At 55.8% G+C, this 21,316-nt stretch carries 18 protein-coding genes and 1 tRNA gene; 17 read left to right on the top strand and 2 right to left on the bottom strand.

Annotation, left to right across the window (positions count from 1 at the left end):
* Position 1: 1 nt before the first annotated feature.
* Positions 2-1,765 (top strand): hypothetical protein, encoded by a 1,764-nt coding sequence (locus tag DWW03_RS00840; RefSeq protein WP_118406103.1) that lies wholly within the window; start codon positions 2-4, stop codon positions 1,763-1,765.
* Between the two features lie 75 nt (positions 1,766-1,840).
* On the opposite strand, the gene DWW03_RS00845 is transcribed toward DWW03_RS00840, so the two are convergent.
* Positions 1,841-2,773, bottom strand: a complete 933-nt coding sequence (locus DWW03_RS00845; protein ID WP_118406104.1) for a Fic family protein — start codon at positions 2,771-2,773, stop codon at positions 1,841-1,843.
* A gap of 467 nt (positions 2,774-3,240) precedes the next feature.
* On the opposite strand from DWW03_RS00845, the gene DWW03_RS00850 reads away from it, so the two are divergent.
* The 12 genes from DWW03_RS00850 (at position 3,241) to DWW03_RS00905 (ending at position 15,396) form a co-directional block, all read left to right on the top strand.
* Positions 3,241-3,630, top strand: a complete 390-nt coding sequence (locus DWW03_RS00850) for a DUF6908 domain-containing protein (protein WP_091534450.1) — start codon at positions 3,241-3,243, stop codon at positions 3,628-3,630.
* Complete coding sequence (locus DWW03_RS00855) at positions 3,627-3,905, top strand: hypothetical protein (RefSeq protein ID WP_118406105.1); 279 nt, start codon at positions 3,627-3,629, stop codon at positions 3,903-3,905. Before DWW03_RS00850 ends, DWW03_RS00855 begins: the two co-directional genes overlap by 4 nt.
* Positions 3,906-4,318: 413 nt before the next feature.
* Positions 4,319-6,250, top strand: coding sequence for a PL29 family lyase N-terminal domain-containing protein (locus tag DWW03_RS00860; RefSeq protein WP_118406106.1), 1,932 nt, complete (start codon positions 4,319-4,321; stop codon positions 6,248-6,250).
* Between the two features lie 5 nt (positions 6,251-6,255).
* A complete protein-coding gene (locus DWW03_RS00865; protein WP_004328099.1) occupies positions 6,256-6,714 on the top strand; it encodes a HEPN family nuclease in 459 nt (152 codons plus the stop codon).
* A gap of 175 nt (positions 6,715-6,889) precedes the next feature.
* Entirely contained in the window at positions 6,890-7,081 is a 192-nt protein-coding gene (locus DWW03_RS00870; RefSeq protein ID WP_118406107.1) for a hypothetical protein, read from the top strand.
* Positions 7,082-7,698: 617 nt separating this feature from the next.
* A tRNA-Arg gene (locus DWW03_RS00875) sits at positions 7,699-7,772 on the top strand.
* Between the two features lie 458 nt (positions 7,773-8,230).
* Positions 8,231-9,313: an efflux RND transporter periplasmic adaptor subunit gene (locus DWW03_RS00880; RefSeq protein ID WP_118406108.1), complete on the top strand. Its 1,083-nt coding sequence runs from the start codon at positions 8,231-8,233 to the stop codon at positions 9,311-9,313.
* Between the two features lie 12 nt (positions 9,314-9,325).
* Entirely contained in the window at positions 9,326-12,367 is a 3,042-nt protein-coding gene (locus DWW03_RS00885) for an efflux RND transporter permease subunit (RefSeq protein ID WP_015547517.1), read from the top strand.
* Positions 12,364-13,707, top strand: coding sequence for a TolC family protein (locus DWW03_RS00890; RefSeq protein WP_022062635.1), 1,344 nt, complete (start codon positions 12,364-12,366; stop codon positions 13,705-13,707). The genes DWW03_RS00885 and DWW03_RS00890 overlap by 4 nt, the downstream gene beginning before the upstream one ends.
* A gap of 699 nt (positions 13,708-14,406) precedes the next feature.
* The gene (gene trxA / locus DWW03_RS00895) at positions 14,407-14,856 is read left to right on the top strand and encodes a thioredoxin (protein WP_015547515.1); all 450 of its coding nucleotides are present in this window, start codon (positions 14,407-14,409) and stop codon (positions 14,854-14,856) included.
* Positions 14,856-15,059, top strand: a complete 204-nt coding sequence (locus DWW03_RS00900) for a 4Fe-4S dicluster domain-containing protein (RefSeq protein WP_015547514.1) — start codon at positions 14,856-14,858, stop codon at positions 15,057-15,059. Before trxA ends, DWW03_RS00900 begins: the two co-directional genes overlap by 1 nt.
* Entirely contained in the window at positions 15,043-15,396 is a 354-nt protein-coding gene (locus DWW03_RS00905) for a MarR family winged helix-turn-helix transcriptional regulator (RefSeq protein ID WP_015547513.1), read from the top strand. Before DWW03_RS00900 ends, DWW03_RS00905 begins: the two co-directional genes overlap by 17 nt.
* 75 nt (positions 15,397-15,471) lie before the next feature.
* Here DWW03_RS00905 and DWW03_RS00910 read toward each other — a convergent pair whose 3' ends face one another.
* Complete coding sequence (locus DWW03_RS00910; RefSeq protein ID WP_015547512.1) at positions 15,472-16,176, bottom strand: FadR/GntR family transcriptional regulator; 705 nt, start codon at positions 16,174-16,176, stop codon at positions 15,472-15,474.
* Positions 16,177-16,474: 298 nt separating this feature from the next.
* Here DWW03_RS00910 and DWW03_RS00915 point away from each other — a divergent pair, with 298 nt between their 5' ends.
* Genes DWW03_RS00915 through DWW03_RS00930 form a run of 4 tightly spaced genes read left to right on the top strand, consistent with a single transcriptional unit; the run spans position 16,475 to position 21,274 of the window.
* Complete coding sequence (locus DWW03_RS00915; protein ID WP_118406109.1) at positions 16,475-18,073, top strand: thiamine pyrophosphate-dependent enzyme; 1,599 nt, start codon at positions 16,475-16,477, stop codon at positions 18,071-18,073.
* A gap of 6 nt (positions 18,074-18,079) precedes the next feature.
* The gene (locus tag DWW03_RS00920) at positions 18,080-18,667 is read left to right on the top strand and encodes an indolepyruvate oxidoreductase subunit beta (protein WP_022062633.1); all 588 of its coding nucleotides are present in this window, start codon (positions 18,080-18,082) and stop codon (positions 18,665-18,667) included.
* Positions 18,664-19,974 carry an aminotransferase class I/II-fold pyridoxal phosphate-dependent enzyme gene (locus tag DWW03_RS00925; protein WP_015547510.1) on the top strand — a complete coding sequence of 437 codons (1,311 nt, stop codon included), beginning with the start codon at positions 18,664-18,666 and terminating at the stop codon, positions 19,972-19,974. The genes DWW03_RS00920 and DWW03_RS00925 overlap by 4 nt, the downstream gene beginning before the upstream one ends.
* Positions 19,975-19,978: 4 nt before the next feature.
* The gene (locus tag DWW03_RS00930) at positions 19,979-21,274 is read left to right on the top strand and encodes an acetyl-CoA hydrolase/transferase family protein (protein ID WP_022062632.1); all 1,296 of its coding nucleotides are present in this window, start codon (positions 19,979-19,981) and stop codon (positions 21,272-21,274) included.
* Positions 21,275-21,316 lie beyond the last annotated feature (42 nt).

Here is a 21,316-nt window from a genome sequence, read left to right on the forward strand (position 1 = left end):
GATGAAGATTGAATATATCACAATAGATGCAGGCCAGCGGTTCGACGCCGTGATGCCCGAAATACCGACCAACTCGATCATCAACAAGACCGTCACGGGATGCGGTGCGACCTATGCCGAAATCAATGCACCCCGACACTCCGTCATCATCGAGCCGAATGTTCCCGTTATCGAGGGCAAGATGAAAAAGCACCCGCAGATACTCGGCGTGTTCGAGGGCGTAACGACCGAGGACATCATCGACTTTCTGAACACGAACTACAACGACGGCTACCTGAAAATCATGACCACGCCCGAAAGTTTCCCCAAAGTCCGCTCGGCGATGGTGCAGACGCATACGGATATGCACGGTGAATGGTTCATGCTGTTCGACGAGTGCGAACGCACGATACAGGATGCAGGCTACCGCGGCTCTATCACGCTCCCGATGGATGATTTTTTCCGATGCAAACAAAAGGCGATGGTTTCCGCGACGCCGATCATCCCGTCCGATCCCCGTTTCGAGCAGCAGGGATTTACGATGAAGATACTCCGCCCGACCTACGACCACAAGCCGAAAATGTTGCTCATACACACGAACAACACCGTCGGCTGGGTGCGTACCCTTATGGGACAGGTAAAAGGCAAAGGGCATCCGCTCTGCATCTTTCTGAACTCGACCGATACGATCCACCGCATGATCTGCACCTATAAGATCGAGAAACGGTGCAAGGTCTTTTGCAGTTACGAGAGTGTGAAGAAACTCCGCAAGCGGGATTTTTCGCGGGCTTACTCCTCGCTCGAAGAACTGGATGAAATCAACTTTTTCACGAGCCGTTTCTTTTCGGCGGTGGACATCGAACTGCCGACAACAGCCTGCGTGCTGATCGTAACCGACCTTTCGTTTGCGGCGCACACCGTCATCGACCCCACGACCGAAGCCGTGCAGATCGTCGGACGCTTCCGCAACGGCGTGGAGGATGCCGCGCATATTTTCAGCACCAACAAGGAGATGCCCTGCAAATCGCGGGAGGAGATCGCCACGAGGTTGGAGGAGTGCGAAGCGGTCTACAAACAAGTCCTGCAAATCGAAGCGTCGGGGGCGGGTTGCGATACCCGTGCGCAGGCGTTGGAGGGAATGGACTACAAACGGTTCATGAACGCCGACGGAACGCGCAACTGGTTCATGTGGGACAACGCCTACGACGACGAGCGGATAAAGCAATACTACACCGACGCCGAACTGGTGCGGGAGGAGTACGCGAAAGCATTTCACACGGATTGCGCCGAACATATCTATCCGTTGTCGGACTGCGACCGACTGCAACGCATAAATCCCCGACTGAAAATGAAAGACTTGTTCCGCGAAATCGTGCGGCAGTTGGAGATACTGGAACAAAACCGAACGTGGAATGAATACTACTTTCTGCGCGAGGAGATTCAAAGCCAAGTGCCGATGATGGTGGATGCCTACTACGCCCTCGGAGCGGCAGAGATCGAGCGGCACAACTACAACATGAACGCAATCGGTAAACAGATACAGGAAAACGAAAGCCAACAACTGCTGACCTCGGAAAAAGTTTGCGGAGAGGTGTACGACCGACTGAAAACGGGCGACAAACTACCCGTGTGCGCCGTCAATCGTTTTATGAACGACCTGATTATGCGGTTCGGCATCCCCTACCGCAAAAAAGTGACGGCAAAGATGATCGGAATCTATTTCGAGTACAGGGATGTGCGCACCAACAAACAACGGTTCATCGAATTGGGAAAGCGAATCATATAGCCCGTAACGGGTGAAAACAGGTCGGTGACAAACTTTTGAAAAGGGTCTATAAAAGTACCTTTTTCGGAATTCCTGTCACCCGATCACCCACTCCCCGCAGCGTGTAGACCCCACCCGTTTGAGCCTGCCCGACTTGGTGAGTTTCTGCAAATGATATTTCACGCCGTCGGGTGAGATTCCGACAACCTCGGCCAGCTCCGCCCGCGTAATGCTGGGATTGCGGGCGATGGCTTCCAAAATAATTTCTTGGGTAGTCTTTCGGGTAATTTCTTGGGTAGTGAGCGTTTCGGCGATTACCCCCAAAATAAACTCGACGAAAGGCGTGCAACCCGCTTTACCGCCACTTACGGCAATCGCCTTATAATACTCCTTTTGATACTTATATACAATGTTTTCGATAGGCAGGTTTTTGAAGATAGGCCGCCACCTGCTCAAAATCAATGTCTGCCACAATCGCCCCGTGCGACCGTTACCGTCCGCGAACGGATGGATAAACTCGAATTCATAATGAAAAACGCAACTTGCGATCAGCGGGTGTTCATCCGTGGTGCGCAGCCACTCGAACAGATCGTTTACGAGAAACGGCACACGTTCGGCATCGGGCGCATAATGGATAACCGTTTTCCCCGACACCACACCCGCACCGCCTTTGCGGAAACAACCGATTTCGTCAATCAATCCCGCCTCCATTGTGGCGTGCACCTTTAACAGATCATCAACTTTACAGGGGTCGAGCATATCGAGCAACTCATACGCTTTAAGGGCATTGCGCACCTCCTGTACCTCGTTAATAGGAGCAACAACGGGTTTTCCCTCCAATACCGCCGTGACCTGCTCCGTCGAAAGCGTGTTGCCCTCGATAGCCAGCGTGCCGTGAATCGTTTTGATTCGATTGACACGATGCAGACGCAGATTTTCGTGCGCATAATAGCCGCCGATTGCTTCGCTGATTTGTGCAACTAAATTCGTGATCTTCGGCGTAATGGTGTAAGGCGGTTTATAGGACATGATACACTTGCTTTTCGGCAAAGATAACGATTCTTTCTTTTATAGGGTAGTTTTGGGTAAATCTATTTATCATCCATTCCCCACATCGTGCGATTTATGCCGAAACTACCCCGCAACCAAAAGGTGACAAACTTTGTGAAAGGGTCTATAAAATATCCTTTTCTGAAAAGGTTGTCACTCGCAGACAAACAAACCGAGATACCCCGACCGAGCGGACAATCCCTATTTTTCACCCCTCCCCCTTTTCGGCTGGAAAACCGAATTTTTATCTATCCCATTAATAGGATTCCACATAAAACAGACCACCCCCTATTTATGCCCGAAACCATATAACAGCATAGAATTATTTGCATTATCATAGAATCGGAAAGCTATTCTTACATGGAGATATGCCGCCCTTTTTAGTTGGTTATGAATGGAGTTATCTTTTTACAAGTAATGGGGAATAACTCTAAACTTTACAGACCATGAAAACATTAAATGAAAGGGCGACAGAAATTCTGAAAGCCTTGTTAGCCGTGCGGGCTTACAGAATCGACCACGGGAACGGAGTTTACACACGCTTACGTGCCGCAATGATTGGGCGCAATGGAAAGTACAACCTTATTTCGCTGGTAGAATACTACGAAGCTAAAGGTAAACTTGCGCAGAATACAGAAATGAATTTTGCATTTGACACAAGTACAAAGCAATTTATCCCGTACTATTACTGCAACAAAACTCTCCGCATTGAATCGCATAGTGCATACCCGACAGAAAACGGAATGGAGAATTGCGCCGAGGAACGACAGGCAGACCACACAAATTTTGCAAACCGATGGCTAATACGCATGAACTCGCAACAACCGATTATATGAATGCGCAACGAATAGTACAGAATTGTGTTTTGAAGAATCAAAGCACGGTTATCGAGGAAATGATACGGGCAAACCTTATTTCCGAAGAATATCTTTATCCGTTCGCGGATGATGTCATGGAATGGTGGCTGATTGATTCATGGCTGGCCGAACGACTGAAACGTGAGGGCGAGGTTATCATCGAGGAATACGGTTGCTACTGGTGGGGCAGACAATCCAGCGGACAGGCGATTTACATGGACGGCGTAATACAAGAAATCTGCGGGAACGATTAACCCAACTTACAACTAACAAAGTTTCGATTCCATACTCCCCGCTATTGGATAGAAACTTTGTTTTTCAGAAATTTGATACGGCAACAATCCCGAAAAGCGGGATAAGGTCATTGCGATTTCAGAATATGTTTTTTACCTTTGTGGATGACATATTGAAATTTACGGAAGCGTAAGTTTATTCTCGGATAGTGAACGTAGGAAATTCATTGAACATGAGAATAGGCAGACCTTATCTCCCGTCATATCCTTTACGGATACGGCGCGGGGTTGTTGCTTATTTGAATGTTCGGGCAATCCTACGGCCTACTATCCTCAAATGAGCTTTCAGCCCTGCGCTTTCTTATTATTGAATCCACTATTGAGGGGCGGATAGTAAGATTTAAAATACTTGTTCAACTTAAATAAATCTTACTATGAAAAAACTATTGGCTTTTGCCGCATTATTTGCGGTGGTTGCGCTCACATCGTGTAAATACGATGATGATGACCTTTGGAACAGCGTTCACGGATTGGAAAACCGTGTCGCAAAATTAGAGGAACTCTGCAAGCAGATGAACACAAATATTTCATCGTTGCAGACTATCGTAACAGCATTACAAAACAACGTCTATGTTACGGGGACTACACCTCTTATGAAAGACGGCAAAGAAATCGGCTATACAATTACTTTCAGCAAAGGTAACCCTATTACCATCTACCACGGTAAAGACGGACAAGACGGTGAAGATGGGATAACACCCACTATCAGCGTAAAGAAAGATACTGATGGTGTCTATTATTGGACGTTGAACGGTGAATTTATCGTGGTCGATGGTGGAAAAATCCAAGCCGAGGGCAAAGACGGAACCAACGGCACGACCCCGCAATTCAAAATCGAAAACGATTATTGGTTTGTTTCCTATAATAACGGAGCAAATTGGACGCAGTTAGGTAAGGCCACAGGTGAAGACGGCATTGGTGGCGATTCCATGTTTTCGGGTGTGGATTATGAAACCAGCACCGACTATGTAATTTTCACTTTATCGAACGGTACGCAAATCAAACTACCCACATGGTCAGCTTTTGAAGCCTTACAGCGTCTTTGCAACGAAACGAATACCAATCTTTCGGCATTACAGACAATTGTAACAGCACTCCAAAACAACGATTATATTACGAGTGTAGACCCGCTGACCGAGAACGGCAAGGTAGTAGGCTATACGATTAAGTTTGCCAAGAGCAACCCGATTGTGATTTACAACGGCAAGGATGGTGCGGATGGTGTCGATGGCAACACACCCGTTATCGGAGTGAAGAAAGACACGGACGGCATCTATTATTGGACGCTGGACGGTGAGTTTATCGTTGTAGATGGTCAGAAGATAAAAGCACAAGGGACAGACGGTAATAATGGCACGGATGGTTCAGATGGTGTTACGCCTAAACTCGAAATTCGAGAGGGCTATTGGTGGATTTCCTATGACAACGGAACGAATTGGACGCAATTAGGCAAAGCTACGGGAGAGGACGGCAAGGATGCAGACAGCATCAAAATCACGCAGGATGAGAACAATGTTTACTTTGAATTGGCAGATGGAACGGTAATAACTATGCCTCAGAATAATGATACGACAACACAAAACATTCAATTTGCTGATCCCATTACGAAATATTTGTGTTCTAGTCAATGGCTTAACAGTAGTAATATAGATAATCTCAATTCGTGGGATAAAAATCTTGATGGTGAACTATCGTATCAGGAGGCAGCAAATGTAAAATATATTGGGTATTACCATTACTTTCATGGTAGTGCGATTTCGTCATTCAATGAATTACGATATTTTATCGGGGTAACCTATATTGGAAAAGAGGCATTTAAAGACTGCTCTAAATTATATACTATCGTTATTCCAGATAATGTAAAAACTATTGAGCAAAATGCATTCTCGGGATGCTCAGATTTACAGTTTGTTACTTGGGGAAATAATATTACAGATATTCAAGATAGAGCATTCTATGGATGTACCTCACTCCGATTTATAATATTAGGGGATTATGTAGAAACTATTGGAGCATATGCATTTTATGGAGCATCTAGTATCAATATCTCAACTTTACGTGTTACGCTACCCGCAAGTGTCAAATCTATTGGAGACTATGCATTTCACAATCGCAATGTAGAATTTGTCTATTGCAAATCTCTTACACCGCCTTTTTTAGGAGGTGCCAACGTTTTTGGAAATGATTGGGGAACTTCATGGAAATGTAAATACTATGTTCCGATGTCAGCTGTTGATGATTATAAAAAAGCTCCATATTGGAAAGATTTAGGCGATAATATTGTTGGATACGATTTTACAGAGTAAGCCCAATGGAGTACAAAAATATTTTTGAAATAGAGTTTATCCAACGGACACAAGAAATTGTTAACGGATACCAAATACCGTTTGAAAATACATTGTTCATCAATGCATGTGTTGGATTATTGATAATTCCACAACAAAGCCTATTCAATCATCTTCCGACAGAGGTTGTTTCAGCGGACAAATGGGGAATTGCCGATACAGACATTAGCTGCATAAAAGAACCCAATAAGAGCGTGAAGAACGTGGCTCGGCATATCCGAAATGCCATTGCACATGATGGAATCCGATTCGGGAGCGATAACGGAAAAGACATTACACATATTAAAATCACAGATTGGAAAGACGAAAGACACAAAACAGAAACATTTAAGGCGGTAATAGAGGTGACGAAATTTAAAACGTTTGTTTGGGCATTCGCTCAATTTGCCTTAACTCAACAATCACTATTCAAAAGCCAAAACTGATTGGCAAAATTCCGAGTGACAGACTTTGTGAAAAGGTTAATCCATAAGACCCTTTTGCAGAGTTTGTCACTTTCTTATTTTGTTTATTCCACTAATAATCTTATCTTTATAAAGATAAAATAACAATTAAATTTTAGCTAAAATGAACAGATACAAACAACCGAAAACAGAATGAATGACCAAAGCATGGGAGGATAAACAAGCTATTTGCAAGTTGGTCGAATGGAGCAAGACAGAGGGAATAGGCTTAATTGTCATAAAGCCTCAAAATGAGATTTATCCCGAAATGTTTTACTTTGTTTTCTCTCCCGAAACAGCGGACATAAATAAACCCGTTGAAATCGCACTTGTAAAGAACAAACAATGAATAATCGGGTGAAAAAGCGATCTTAAAGAGATAGACGATACAATAGGAATAATAATCGCTAACGAGGTGAAGATGGAGGGCATGAGCGAAACGGTAAATTTATTCGACTGCCTTGTCAGAGCGAACACTATATTATTATTTCATTACACCACGCCCGACGGACGGAACGAAACAAAAAGATTCCCGTTAGCGGGATTCTGCGAAAACTATCTGATGCAATTTGCAAAGTAGCGGCAGGAACCGTACGGTAGTATGGAACAGGCGCACGTATTAGAGGCAACGAATATTACTCCACAAAAAATGGAGTTATATATACTATATATCTTAAAAGGTTAAGGGCAGGCCGAAAAAATGTGGTTTTCCTTTGACAACGACAAGTGACAGACTAAAAACGAGGGGCTATATAATTGCCCTTTCAACAGAGTTTGTCACTTTTTCTATTTATCAAATAATCAATTAATTCACCTATTGTTTAACCAGCATTGAATTTGCCCTATTGTGTAAACCAACGTGTAAACCGCGCCGAGCAACAGCACGAAAAAGAGAAATTAATCGACAAAATTCACTACCGTAACTATCTGTTAATCAACATTGCCCTACATTTGCAATCGCAATTCGGCACCGTAGCTTAATTGAATAGAGCATCTGACTACGGATCAGAAGGTTACAGGTTTGAGTCCTGTCGGTGTCACAAGGAGGGAAAGGCAAATGCTTTTCCCTCTGTTGTTTACAGCCGCTTGCAATTTGCAGGCGGTTTTTTCGCATCTTGTTTCGAGCGGTTTTCACGGCGAAATCGGGAATTTATTTAAACCAATGCGTAAACCGAAAAATCCCGATGAACACGGCCATCGAGACGATCGAAAAATGCAGTGACGCGTAAAGCCGGCATTATTTCACCTCCGAATTTTTCCGTTTCACCCGTCCGAAACCGGACAATCGGACAAAGTTTTCTAATTCTATATTTCAGCAACCGGCTCGTTTCACTGTCAAAAGCCGACGGCCAACACGCTTTTTGGGCATTTTCGGCATCGTTACGACACTTTTATTCGTCGGAAAGGGCACCAGAACCGGACGCCCATTCGGTTTTGCATCCATCCGCCTTTTTCGTATCTTTGCATACAATACCCTACGCAAAACCGGACTCTCGCAATGAATAAGAAAAAGAAATGGATCATCACGGCCATCGTTCTCGTGGTATTCTGCCTGATCCTGGGCCTCTACAATCTATTGAACGACAAAGCTCCGGCATCGGATGACGCCGCCAAAGCGCCGATCGCGCCCCGCAGACAGAGCACCCTCAACGTCAACGGACGCATCGTCCGTCCGCAGCGGCTCACCGACGGCATCACCACGGTGGGCAACCTGCTGCCGGACGAGGAGGTGGACCTCTCGTTCGAAACCTCGGGCAAAATCGTGGCGATCAACTTCCAGGAGGGCACCGTCGTCCGCAAGGGCGAGCTGCTGGCCAAGGTCAACGACCTGCCGCTCGTGGCCCAGCTCTCGCGTTACGAGGCGCAGCTCAAACTGGCCGAAGACCGCGTTTACCGCCAGAGCGCCCTGCTCAAAAAGGACGCCGTGAGCCAGGAGGCCTACGAACAGGCCCGCACGGAACTGGCGATGCTCAACGCTGACATCGACATCGTGAAGTCGAACATCGCGCTCACGGAGCTGCGGGCGCCGTTCGACGGCGTGATCGGCCTGCGCAACGTCAGCGAAGGCGCCTACGCCTCGCCCAGCGTCGTGGTGGCCAAGCTCACGAAGATTTCGCCCCTGAAGATCGACTTTTTCGTTCCCGAACGCTATGCCAACCAGATCAAGCCCGGCACGCGCCTCTCGTTCACCATCGAGGGACGGCAGGAGCGTTTCGAAGCCGCGGTTTACGCCACCGAATCGAAGGTCGACATCGCCACCCGCACGCTGGCCGTCCGGGCGAAGTATCCCAATACGCAGGGCAAACTGCTGCCGGGACGCTTTGCGACGGTGCAGATCCGCATGCACGAAATTCCCGACGCCATCGCCATCCCGACCGAGGCCCTCGTGCCGGAGATGGGCGTCGACAAGGTATTCCTCTACAAGGGAGGCAAGGCGCACGCCGCGGAGGTGAAAACCGGACTGCGGACCGATTCGAGCATCCAGATCATCGACGGGCTTAACGTCGGCGACACGCTCATCACCTCCGGCACGTTGCAGCTGCGCGAGGGGCTTCCCGTGAAACTCGACACCGTCGAATAAACCCTCCGCCGCATGAACATTTCCGAACTGAGCATCCGGAGGCCCGTCCTGGCGTCGGTGCTGACGATCATCATCCTGCTATTCGGTCTGATCGGATACAGTTACCTCGGCGTGCGCGAATTCCCGAGCGTCGACAACCCGATCATCTCGGTCTCGTGCTCCTACCCGGGCGCCAACGCCGACGTGATCGAAAACCAGATCACCGAGCCGCTCGAACAGAACATCAACGGCATCCCGGGCATCCGCTCGCTGTCGAGCGTCAGCAGCCAGGGCCAGAGCCGCATCACCGTCGAGTTCGAACTCTCGGTGGACCTCGAAACCGCCGCCAACGACGTTCGCGACAAGGTTTCGCGCGCCCAGCGCTACCTGCCGCGCGACTGCGACCCCCCGACCGTGACCAAGGCCGACGCCGACGCCTCGCCGATTCTGATGGTCACGATCCAGAGCGACAAGCGGTCGCTGCTCGAATTGAGCGAGATCGCCGACCTGACGGTCAAGGAGCAGTTGCAAACCATCAGCGACGTGAGCGGCGTGCAGATCTGGGGCGAGAAACGCTACTCGATGCGCCTGTGGCTCGACCCCGCGAAGATGGCCGGCTACGGCATCACCCCGACCGACATCAAGACGGCCCTCGACCGCGAGAACGTCGAACTGCCTTCGGGCAGCATCGAGGGCAACACCACGGAGCTGACGATCCGCACGATGGGACTGATGCACACCACGCGGGAGTTCAACGACCTGGTGGTGCGCGAAGACGCCGACCGCATCATCCGCATGAGCGACGTGGGACGCGCCGAACTGGGTCCGCAGGACACGCGCAGCTACATGAAAATGAACGGCATTCCGATGGTGGGCGTCGTCGTGATCCCCCAGCCGGGCGCCAACCACATCGAGATCGCCGATGCCGTGTACGCACGCATGGAGAGCATGAAGAAGGACCTCCCGGACGACGTGGTCACCTCCTACGGATTCGACAACACGCGCTTCATCCGCGCCTCGATCGACGAGGTGAGGACCACCGTCTACGAGGCTTTCATCCTGGTCATCATCATCATCTTCCTCTTCCTGCGCAACTGGCGCGTGACGCTGATCCCCTGCATCGTGATCCCCGTGTCGCTGATCGGCACGTTCTTCGTGATGTATGCCGCGGGATTCTCGATCAACGTGCTGTCGATGCTGGCCGTGGTGCTCTCGGTGGGACTGGTCGTCGACGACGCCATCGTGATGACCGAAAACATCTACATTCGCATCGAACGGGGCATGACGCCCTTCGACGCCGGCATCGAAGGGGCCAAGGAGATCTTCTTCGCCGTAATTTCGACCTCGATCACGCTGATCGCCGTCTTCTTCCCGATCGTCTTCATGGAGGGCATGACGGGCCGCCTGTTCCGCGAATTCAGCATGGTGATCTCGGGCGCGGTGGTCATCTCGACCTTCGCCGCGCTGACGATCACCCCGATGCTCGCGACCAAGCTGCTCGTGCGGCAAGAGAAGAAGAGCTGGTTTTACAGCAAAACCGAGCCGTTCTTCGTCTGGCTCAACGACTTTTACAGCCGCACGCTGGCCTCGTTCCTGCGCCGCCGGTGGCTGGCCCTGCCGCTGGTCCTGCTGACGATGGGACTCATCGGCTGGCTATGGAGCGCCATCCCGGCCGAGATGGCCCCGCTGGAGGACCGTTCGCAGATTTCGATCAACACGCGCGGCTCGGAGGGCGCCACCTACGAATACATCCGCGACTACACCGAGGACATCAACCGCCTGGTCGACTCGCTCGTGCCGGAAGCCTCGTCGGTGACAGCCCGCGTGTCGAGCGGCTCGGGCAACGTCCGCATCGCCCTGACGGACATCGCTACCCGCAAACGCTCGCAGATGGAGATCGCCGAGCAGATCTCGGCCGCCGTGCGCTCGAAGACCAAGGCCCGCGCCTTCGTGCAGCAGCAGAGCACCTTCGGCGGACGCCGCGGGCGCATGCCCGTGCAGTACGTGCTCCAGGCCACCAGCCTCGAACGGTTGCAGGAGGTGCTGCCCGAATTCATGCGCAAGGTTTACGAAAGCCCCGTGTTCCAGATGGCCGACGTGGACCTGAAGTTCAGCAAGCCCGAGGTGCGCATCGAGGTCAACCGCGACAAGGCCAACCTGCTGGGCGTCTCGACGCGCAACATCGCCCAGACGCTCCAGTACGGATTGAGCGGCCAGCGTCTCGGCTACTTCTACATGAACGGCAAGCAATACGAAATCCTGGCCGAGATCAACCGCCAGCAGCGCAACAAGCCCGCCGACCTGCGTTCGATCTACGTGCGCAGCGACAAGGGCGAGATGATCCAGATGGACAACCTCATTTCGCTCGCGGAGAACGTCGCGCCGCCGCAGCTCTACCACTACAACCGCTTCCTGTCGGCCACCGTGTCGGCCGGACTGGCCAAGGGCAAGACCATCGGGCAGGGACTCGACGAAATGGACCGCATCGCCGACGAGACGCTCGGCGACGACTTCCGCACGGCGCTGGCCGGCGACTCGAAGGAGTTCCGCGAAAGCTCGTCGAGCCTGATGTTCGCCTTCATCCTGGCCGTCATGCTGATCTACCTGATCCTCGCCGCGCAGTTCGAGAGCTTCAAGGACCCGCTGGTGATCATGCTCACCGTGCCGCTGGCCATCGCCGGCGCGCTGGTCTTCATGTGGGGCGCGGACCAGACGATGAACATCTTCAGCCAGATCGGCATCATCATGCTGATCGGACTGGTGGCCAAGAACGGCATTCTGATCGTCGAGTTCGCCAACCAGAAACAGGAGGCCGGGCTGGACAAGATGCGAGCCATCGAGGAGGCCTCGCTGCAACGCCTGCGCCCGATCCTGATGACCTCGGCCTCGACCATCCTGGGCCTGCTGCCGCTGACCGTCGCCACGGGGGAAGGCGCCAACGGACGTATCGCCATGGGTATCGCCGTGGTGGGCGGCATGGTGGTCTCGACGCTGCTGACGCTCTACATCGTTCCGGCCATTTACAGCTACGTATCGACGAACCGAATCAAGAAATCGAAACACAACGACGCATGAAAATAGCATTTTTAGCGGCCCTGCTGCTGGGAATCGGCAGCGCCGCCGGAGCGCAGGAGGCGCCGCCGGCTCGGGAGGCGTCCGCTCCGCTGACCCTGCGCAAATGTCTGGAGATCGGGCTTGAACAGAATTACGACGTGCGCATCGTGCGCAACGAGGAGCGCGTCAGCGACAACAACGCCACGGCGGGAAACGCCGGGATGCTCCCCACGGTCGACCTCTCGGCCGGGTACACGGGCACGCTGGACAACGACCGCACCGTCACCCCGCGCAACGGGGACGCCACGACCGAGACCGGCGTCTACGACCAGACGGCCAACGTCGGGCTGGCGGTGAACTGGACGCTGTTCGACGGACTGCGCATCCGCACCAACTACAAACGCCTGAAGGAGATGCAGCAGATGGGCGCGCTGAAGACGCGCATCACCATCGAGGACTTCATGGCCAGCCTCACGGCCGAATATTACAACTACATCCAGCAGACGCTGCGCCTGGAGAACTTCCGCTATGCGGTCTCGCTTTCGCGCGAGCGGCTGCGCATCACTGAAGCGCGCGTCCAGGTGGGCAACTTCTCGCGCCTCGACCTGCTGCAAGCCCGCGTCGACTTCAACGCCGACAGTTCGAAATACATGTCCCAGCACGAACTGGTGACCGCCTCGCGCATCCGCATCAACGAACTGCTGGCCAACGAGAACCTCGACGAGAGGTTCAGCATCCCCGACTCGGTGATCCGGGTCAACGCCACGCTCGACTGGAACGACCTGCTGGCCAAAACCCTTTCGGCGAACGCCTCGCTGCTGATGGCCGAGCACAACAGTTCGCTGGCCGAACTGGACCTGAAGACCGTTCTGGCCCGGAACTATCCCTATGTGAACCTCACGACGGGCTACGGATACACCTACAACCGCTACGGCACGGGAGGGAACCTTTCGCGGGGAACGCTCGGGCTGAACGCCGGGGTGAAGGTGGGCTTCACGATCTTCGACGGCAACCGCCGCCGCGAACAGCGCAACGCCCGCATCGGCGTCGAGAACGCGCAGCTGACGCAGCAACGGCTGGAACAGTCGCTGCGCGCCGACCTGTCGAATTTCTGGCAGGCTTACCGCAACAACCTCGAAGTGATCCTGCTCGAGGAGGAGAACCTGATCGCCGCCAAGGAGAATTACGAAATCGCCATGGAACGCTACCTGCTGGGCGACCTGCCGGGCATCGAGATGCGCGAGGCGCAGAAGAGCCTGCTGGACGCCGAGGAGCGCATCCTCACGGCGCAGTACAACACCAAACTGTGCGAAATCTCGTTGCAGCAGATCAGCGGCAACGTGATGGTCTACCTGGAATAATCCGCGAGAGTTCGCATTCCTTCGCCATCAAAACATTTCGCACGCTTCGCCGGCTGTTCTTTGCCGCTTTTTGGTCGGCGGTTAACCGCGGTCTCGGCCCGCGGAAGCTTATGTACTTTTTGACCGCAAAAAGTACCAAAAACTCTCCGACAGATGCCTTCGCCGACTTCGTCCCGTCTAACGTTCGCCCGCCTAAGAGGCGGGTTTTAGGGGACTGCGCGAACATTCATAAAACAGGCGCATTATCGCTTGGAGCGGAACAAGAACAACCGACAGCCTGCGTGCCCGGAGCGGGAGGCTGGCAAAGGCGTCCGCAGGCGAAGGCAGATACGTGCTGTTTGCCGAGCCGCCACAGCCTTTACGGCGCGTGTTTTTGCGCCGTAAAGGCCTGATCTTACTGCGCCCGCTCAGCACGGGACGGAGAAGACTCCCGCAAAGAACGACATGCGGATGGTTCTGGCGCTTTTAACTTCGCTACGCTCGTTTTCCTCCTTCTGGCACGGCATAGCCCGCAAGCGGTCTCTGCTCGCGCTGCGTGTGTCGGTTGACATCAAAAGTACATAAAATTCCCGCGGGCGAAACCCGCCGTTTTCAAATCAGTGAATCATTAGATCACAATATTTTCCATTGGAAATTTGTTTTATCGGAAAATAAATTCTATCTTTGCATCGTTATTGATAGAGAACAATAAAAAACAAGATGAAAAAACTGCTCATAACCGCTTTCGCGCTGCTGGCCTTCGCCGCCGGAAGCCAGGCACAGACAAACAACAAAAACGCAAAGAATATGAAAACGATCGCATTGACCAAAGCCGACTTTCTGAAGAAGGTCGCCGACTATGAAAAAAATCCCGAGGAGTGGAAATACCTCGGTGACAAACCCGCCCTGATCGACTTCTACGCCTCGTGGTGCGGTCCCTGCAAGGCCCTCGCACCGGTGCTCGAAGAACTGGCCGCCGAATACGGGGACCGGATCTACATCTACAAGATCAACACCGAGGAGGAGCAGGAGCTTGCCGCGGCGTTCGGCATCCGCTCGATCCCCACGCTGCTGTTCATCCCGATGGAAGGCAAACCCCAGATGGCCCAGGGCGCCCTGCCCAAGGCTTCGCTCAAGGAGGCCATCGACAAAGTGATGCTGGGTAAATAATGGCACTGACGGTCGACGCCCTGCTATGCCCGCAGAACCACCGTTGCCCGCTGATCCCGATCTGCCCCGCGGGCGCGATCTCGCAGGAGGGGAACTCCCTTCCGCGGATCGACCCCGGAAAATGCATCGAATGCGGCAAATGCGTGAAACGCTGCGGCATGCAGGCGGTATATAAAGCGAAGGAACATGGACAAACTTTGTAAGATCCGCGACCTTCAGCGCGCCGTGCACCAGTTCGAAAGCGCGTTCGAAAAACGCTACGGCATCTGCCTGAACGAGGGCATGACGCTGTGCAGCCTCTCGAAAACCGGGCGTCTCTGCCCGGGAGAGCTGGGAGAACTGCTGGGACTCACGCCGTCGAACACCTCGAAAGTGCTCCGCTCGGTGGAACAGAAAGGACTGGTGACCCGCGAACTCTGCAACGAAGACCGGCGCCAGATGTACTACTCACTCACGCAACAAGGACGCGAACTGCTCGCTTCGGTCAGCTGCCGGGAGGTGGAAACACCCGAAATCCTGCGCGACTGGCTCTGCGGGTAGCACGGGACGCAACCAAACACAGCAACGGCTGTCCTTCCGGGGACAGCCGTTTGTCGTTTCGGGACGGCAGGAGCGCTATTCGAGAAAATGGTTCTCGTCGTTGAAGGCCGCAGCGAATTCGCTCAACGACTTGAGGTGGCGGCGCTGCATCGCGACGGCCCCCTCCTCGTCCTTCTCGCGGACGCAGCGCAGCAGTTCGCGATGCTCGAAATAGACCTCCTCCTGCGGAACCGTGCAGACACGGTAACGCTGGTAATAACGCAGCACGTCGGGCGTGATGACCAGCAGCATCGACGCGATCACCGGATTGTGCGCCCCGCGGGCCAGCGCCTGGTGGTAGGCGAAGTCCTTCGAGACACGCTCCTCGGTATAGAATTTCGCCTCGCACTCCTCCAGCGCCCGTTCGATGTTCTCCAGATCCTCCGCCGTACGGTTGCGGGCGCAGAGCTTGATGGCCTCGATTTCGAGCAGCACACGCACGTAGACCAGCGACGCGAAGTCGTACTGTCTGATCTGAAGCGCGTCGGTGATCATGCGTTCGAGCACCTGCATCTTCTCCTGGGCGACCACCGTGCCGCTCTGGGGGAAGGTCTGGACGATGCCGTAAAATTCGAGTTTCTGAAACGCCGCACGCACATGGGCGCGGCCGACGCCCAACATGTCGGCCAGCCGCCGCTCGGCCGGGAGGCGTTCGCCCGGCTGCAAACGTCCGGAATAAAGCTCATTCTTGATGTATTTCAGGACGGTTTCCACCTGTTTGATGTTCGGCGAGTTGTTCATGGGTTATTCTTTTGCAGCACAAAGATCGCAAAAAAACCAATCAAACCAAACAATTCCGGCAATTTCGTGAACGTCCCGCAGATTCCGCTCCGCAAAGTCCCCGCCTCCGGGAAAAGCCGAAAGGCCGGATACGGGCCGCACGGCGTCCCGGAGCGCATTTTACATTTTTCAACCAGAAACCGGGTCGAAACCTATATTTTTTCCCGATTCCAGCCGAATGTCTGATAAATTATCGCCAAATATTGGATTTTAATTAAATTTTCCTAAATTTGTAAAAAGTGAACCAGACCGTAAGCTCATGGCAAAACGAGAACTCTTACTCGGAGACGAAGCCCTCGCACTGGGGGCGCTCCACGCGGGACTGTCGGGTGTCTATGCCTATCCGGGCACACCCTCGACCGAAATCACGGAATACATCCAGCAGCATCCCCTGGCTGCGCAGCGCAACGTGCACCGCACGTGGTCGTCGAACGAAAAGACGGCCATGGAGGAGGCGCTCGGCATGTCGTTCGCCGGCAAGCGCGCGCTGGTCTGCATGAAACACGTGGGGCTGAACGTGGCGGCCGACGCCTTCGTCAACTCGGCGATGACCGGAGCCAACGGCGGGCTGGTGGTCGTGGCAGCCGACGACCCCTCGATGCACTCGTCGCAGAACGAACAGGATTCGCGCTTCTACGGGAAATTCGCCCTCGTGCCGACCTTCGAGCCTGCGGACCAGCAGGAGGCATACGACATGGCGAAGGCCGCCTTCGACCTCTCGGAGCGGTTCCGGATTCCGGTGCTGATGCGCCTGACGACCCGCATGGCCCATTCGCGGGCCGTCGTCGAGACGGGCGAGGCGCGCGCCGAAAACCCGTTGAGCCATCCCGAACAGCCCCGCCAGTGGGTGCTGATGCCGGGAAACTCGCGCGTGCGATACCAGACGCTGCTGGAGGATTACGCCCGGCTGGAAGAGGAGTCCGCCGCCAGCCCGTTCAACGCCTATACGGAGGGTCCGGACAAACGGCTGGGCATCGTCGCCTGCGGCATCGCACACAACTACCTGATGGAGAACTACCCCGACGGATGTCCGCACCCGGTGCTGAAAATCGCGCAGTACCCGCTGCCCCGCACGCTGGTGCGCCGTATCGCCGCCGAGTGCGGCACGCTGCTGATCCTCGAAGAGGGCCAGCCCGTCGTGGAAGAGATCGTCCGGGGCATGCTGCCCAATCCCGTGGCGATCCGCGGACGCCTGACCGGCGAACTGCCCCGCACCGGGGAGCTGACGCCCGACAGCGTGCGCGCGGCCCTCGGCATGGCGCCCCGCCGGACGCACGCCGCAAGCGGAATCGTCGTACCCCGCCCGCCCGCGCTCTGCCAGGGATGCGGACACCGCGACATGTACACAGCCCTGACGGAGGTGATCCGCGAGGAATACCCCGCGGGCAAGGTTTTCAGCGACATCGGCTGCTACACGCTGGGGTGGCTGGCGCCGCTGCACGCCATCGACACATGCGTCGACATGGGAGCCTCGATCACCATGGCCAAAGGCGCGGCCGACGCGGGCCAGCACCCTTCGGTGGCCGTGATCGGCGACTCGACCTTCACCCATTCGGGCATGACGGGCCTGCTGGACGCCGTGAACGAGCGCGCGGACATCACGGTCATCATCTCGGACAACCTCACGACGGGCATGACCGGCGGGCAGGATTCGGCCGGAACGGGCCGTCTGGAACAGATCTGCGCCGGCATCGGCGTCGATCCCGCACATATCCGCACGGTCGTGCCCCTGCCCAAGAACCGCGAGGAGATGAAGGCCGTGATCCGCGAGGAGATCGCCCACCGGGGCGTCTCGGTGATCATCCCGCGAAGAGAATGTATCCAGACCGCAAAGCGACACAACGCTGCTAAAAAGTAAAGGCTTATGAAACGCGACATCATACTCTCGGGCGTAGGAGGCCAGGGAATCCTCTCGATCGCCGCCGTCATCGGACGGGCCGCCCTCGAAGACGGGCTTCACATCAAGCAGGCCGAGGTCCACGGCATGAGCCAGCGCGGCGGCGACGTGCAGTCGAACCTGCGCATCTCGTCGTCGGCCATCCGTTCGGATCTCATTCCGCGCGGCGCGGCCGATCTCATCGTCTCGATGGAGCCGATGGAGGCGCTGCGCTACCTGCCGTGGCTCGCCGACGACGGATGGGTAATCACCGGCATCACGCCGCTGATCAACATCCCGAACTACCCGGAGGGCGAGGCCCTGCGGCGCGAACTGGAAAAACTCCCGCACGCCGTAGTCCTCGACGCCGACGCCGTCGCCAAAGCCGCCATGGCGCCCCGCTCGGCCAACATGGCGCTGCTGGGAGCCGCCGCGCCGCTGCTCGGAATCGACGCCGCGAAACTGGAGTCCGGCATCCGCGCCATCTTCGCCCGCAAGGGCGGGCAGGTCGTCGAAACGAATCTCGCGGCGTTCCGCGCCGGCTACGAAGCGACCCAAAAACAGGCAAAGCCATGAAAATACCGTTCGACAGGTCCTGCCTGCGCTCCGCGCTGGAGCGGATGGACATAGCCGACATCGCGCAGGCCACGATCCGCCAGTCGGGCGACATCGCCCGCACGATGGAGCGCGACACGGGCGTGGAGTTCCTCCACCTCGAAATGGGCGTGCCGGGGCTGCCGCCCGAACGGGCGGGCGTCGAGGCCGAATGCGCGGCCCTGCAGGCGGGCGTCGCGTCGCAGTATCCCAACATGTTCGGCATTCCGGAACTCAAGACGCAGGCGTCGCGCTTCCTGAAAGCCTTCCTCGACGTGGAGGTGGCCCCCCGGGGCTGCATCCCCACCGTCGGGTCGATGCAGGGCAGCTTCACCACATTCCTGCTCTGCTCGCAGCTCGACCCGCAGCGGCGCAAAATCCTCTTCATCGACCCCGGATTCCCCGTGCAGCGCAGTCAGGTACGCATTCTCGGCATTCCCTCGGAGTCGTTCGACATCTACGATTACAGGGGCGAAAAGCTGGGGCCGAAGATCGAGAGCGTCCTCGCCGCAGGCGACGTGGCGGCCATCGTCTACTCGAACCCCAACAACCCGGCGTGGATCTGCCTCACGGAGGACGAGCTGCGCACGATCGGCGAGCTGGCCACGCGGTACGACGCCATCGTCATCGAGGACCTCGCCTACCTCTGCATGGATTTCCGCAAACCGTTGGGACGGCCTTTCGAAGCCCCCTACCAGGCTTCGGTGGCCCGCTACACGGACAATTACATCCTGCTGGTCTCCGGGTCGAAGATATTCAGCTACGCCGGGCAGCGAATCGCCGTGGCGGCGATCTCCGATGCGCTTTTCCGCCGCGAGTACCCCGCCCTGCGCCGGCGTTACAACATCGGACGGCTGGGCGACGCCTACGTACTGGTCTTTCTCTATGCGGCCTCATCCGGCACGAGCCATTCGGCGCAGCACGCCCTGGCGGCAATGTTCCGCGCGGCGGCCGACGGCGAACTGGACTTCGTGGGCGAAGCCTCGGAGTACGCCCGGCGCGCCCGGCTGACCAAGGAGACGTTCCTCCGCCACGGATTCCGCATCGTCTACGACAAGGACCGCGACGAGCCGGTCAGCGACGGATTCTTCTACACGGTCGGCTACGGCGCGATGACCAGCGCCGAACTGTTGAGCGAGCTGCTGCTCTACGGCATCTGCGCCATCTCGCTCACCTCGACCGGCAGCCGCCAGAGCGGCATCCGCGTCTGCGTCTCGCAGATGAACCGCCCCGAACAGTTCGAAATGCTCGAAGAACGTTTAACCGCTTTTGCAGAAAATAACCGCTGACAACATGCACTACACGACTGCCGCGGAGGCGGTAAAACTCATCCGATCCAACGACAGCGTCTACATTCAGGGCAGCACCTCGATCCCCGAAGCGCTCGTGGCCGCAATGGCCGAACGGGGCGGCGAACTGGAGCATGTGACGGTCTATTCGGCCTTCGCCGTGGGAGCCTTCGACGCCCCCTACTGCCGCCCCGAATACAAGGAGTCGTTCCTCGTCAACAGCCTGTTCGTCGCCAACAACATCCGCAGGTGGCTGGCCGACGGCTACGGACAGACCATTCCGGCCTTCCTGGGCGAAATCCCCGCGCTGTTCCGCGACGGCACGCTGCCTCTCGACGTCGCACTCATCAACGTCTCGCCGCCCGACGCCGAAGGCTACTGCTCGTTCGGCGTCTCGGCCGATCTGGCGGTTTCCGCCGTGGAGTGCGCCAAGACCATCATCGCGCAGGTCAACAAGGCGATGCCCTACTCCTACGGCGACGCCGTGATCCACACCTCGCGCCTGGCGGCGGCCGTGGAGGTCGATTCTCCGCTGGTGGAGGTCCCGACGGCCGTGCCGAGCGAAACGGAACGGAAAATCGGCAGCTACATCGCCGAACTGATTCCCGACGGGGCGACGTTGCAGATCGGCGTGGGCGGCATTCCGAACGCCGTACTGGCGGCCCTCGGCGGCCACCGGCATCTGGGACTGCACACCGAGGCGATGACCGACGGCGTGCTGCCGCTGCTGGAAAGCGGCGTGATCGACAACTCGCAGAAAGCGGTGATGCCCGGCGTGACGGTGGCCTCGCTGGCCCTCGGCTCGCGCCGGCTGTACGACTACATGGACTACCGCAAAGACCTCGTGATGAAGGACGTGGCATGGACCAACGACCCGTTCCGCATCCGGCAAAACCCGAAGGTCATGGCCATCAATTCGGCCGTGGAGGTGGACCTCACGGGGCAGGTGTGCGCCGACTCGGTCGGAATGCGCATCATCTCGGGCGTGGGCGGCCAGCACGATTTCATGTACGGCGGGGCGCTGTCCGAAGGCGGCAAGACCTTCATCGCCATCCCCTCGACCACACCCAAGGGCGAATCGAAGATCAGGGCGCTGCTGTCGCCCGGCGCGGGCGTCGTCACGACGCGCCACATGGTCCAGCACGTCGTCACCGAATACGGCGTGGCGCACCTGCGGGGCCGCAACCTCGCAGAACGCGCCCGGGCGCTGATAGCCGTGGCGCACCCCTCGGTCCGCGAGGAGCTGGAACGCGCCGCAGCCGAACGCTTCGGCTATTCGTTCCTGCGCCTCAAAGCATAAACCCCCGCCCGGTCCCCGAAAAGACCGGGCGGGCCTTTTTAC

The sequence above is a fragment of the Alistipes sp. AF14-19 genome (genome assembly GCF_003461645.1).
GTDB classification, from domain to species: Bacteria; Bacteroidota; Bacteroidia; order Bacteroidales; family Rikenellaceae; genus Alistipes; species Alistipes shahii.

Coding starts and splice junctions, on each gene's coding strand:
- DWW03_RS00840 (WP_118406103.1), top strand. CDS start 2: ATGAAGATTGAATATATCACAATAGATGCAGGCCAGCGGTTCGACGCC.
- DWW03_RS00845 (WP_118406104.1), bottom strand. CDS start 2,773: ATGTCCTATAAACCGCCTTACACCATTACGCCGAAGATCACGAATTTA.
- DWW03_RS00850 (WP_091534450.1), top strand. CDS start 3,241: ATGAAAACATTAAATGAAAGGGCGACAGAAATTCTGAAAGCCTTGTTA.
- DWW03_RS00855 (WP_118406105.1), top strand. CDS start 3,627: ATGAATGCGCAACGAATAGTACAGAATTGTGTTTTGAAGAATCAAAGC.
- DWW03_RS00860 (WP_118406106.1), top strand. CDS start 4,319: ATGAAAAAACTATTGGCTTTTGCCGCATTATTTGCGGTGGTTGCGCTC.
- DWW03_RS00865 (WP_004328099.1), top strand. CDS start 6,256: ATGGAGTACAAAAATATTTTTGAAATAGAGTTTATCCAACGGACACAA.
- DWW03_RS00870 (WP_118406107.1), top strand. CDS start 6,890: ATGACCAAAGCATGGGAGGATAAACAAGCTATTTGCAAGTTGGTCGAA.
- DWW03_RS00880 (WP_118406108.1), top strand. CDS start 8,231: ATGAATAAGAAAAAGAAATGGATCATCACGGCCATCGTTCTCGTGGTA.
- DWW03_RS00885 (WP_015547517.1), top strand. CDS start 9,326: ATGAACATTTCCGAACTGAGCATCCGGAGGCCCGTCCTGGCGTCGGTG.
- DWW03_RS00890 (WP_022062635.1), top strand. CDS start 12,364: ATGAAAATAGCATTTTTAGCGGCCCTGCTGCTGGGAATCGGCAGCGCC.
- trxA (WP_015547515.1), top strand. CDS start 14,407: ATGAAAAAACTGCTCATAACCGCTTTCGCGCTGCTGGCCTTCGCCGCC.
- DWW03_RS00900 (WP_015547514.1), top strand. CDS start 14,856: ATGGCACTGACGGTCGACGCCCTGCTATGCCCGCAGAACCACCGTTGC.
- DWW03_RS00905 (WP_015547513.1), top strand. CDS start 15,043: ATGGACAAACTTTGTAAGATCCGCGACCTTCAGCGCGCCGTGCACCAG.
- DWW03_RS00910 (WP_015547512.1), bottom strand. CDS start 16,176: ATGAACAACTCGCCGAACATCAAACAGGTGGAAACCGTCCTGAAATAC.
- DWW03_RS00915 (WP_118406109.1), top strand. CDS start 16,475: ATGGCAAAACGAGAACTCTTACTCGGAGACGAAGCCCTCGCACTGGGG.
- DWW03_RS00920 (WP_022062633.1), top strand. CDS start 18,080: ATGAAACGCGACATCATACTCTCGGGCGTAGGAGGCCAGGGAATCCTC.
- DWW03_RS00925 (WP_015547510.1), top strand. CDS start 18,664: ATGAAAATACCGTTCGACAGGTCCTGCCTGCGCTCCGCGCTGGAGCGG.
- DWW03_RS00930 (WP_022062632.1), top strand. CDS start 19,979: ATGCACTACACGACTGCCGCGGAGGCGGTAAAACTCATCCGATCCAAC.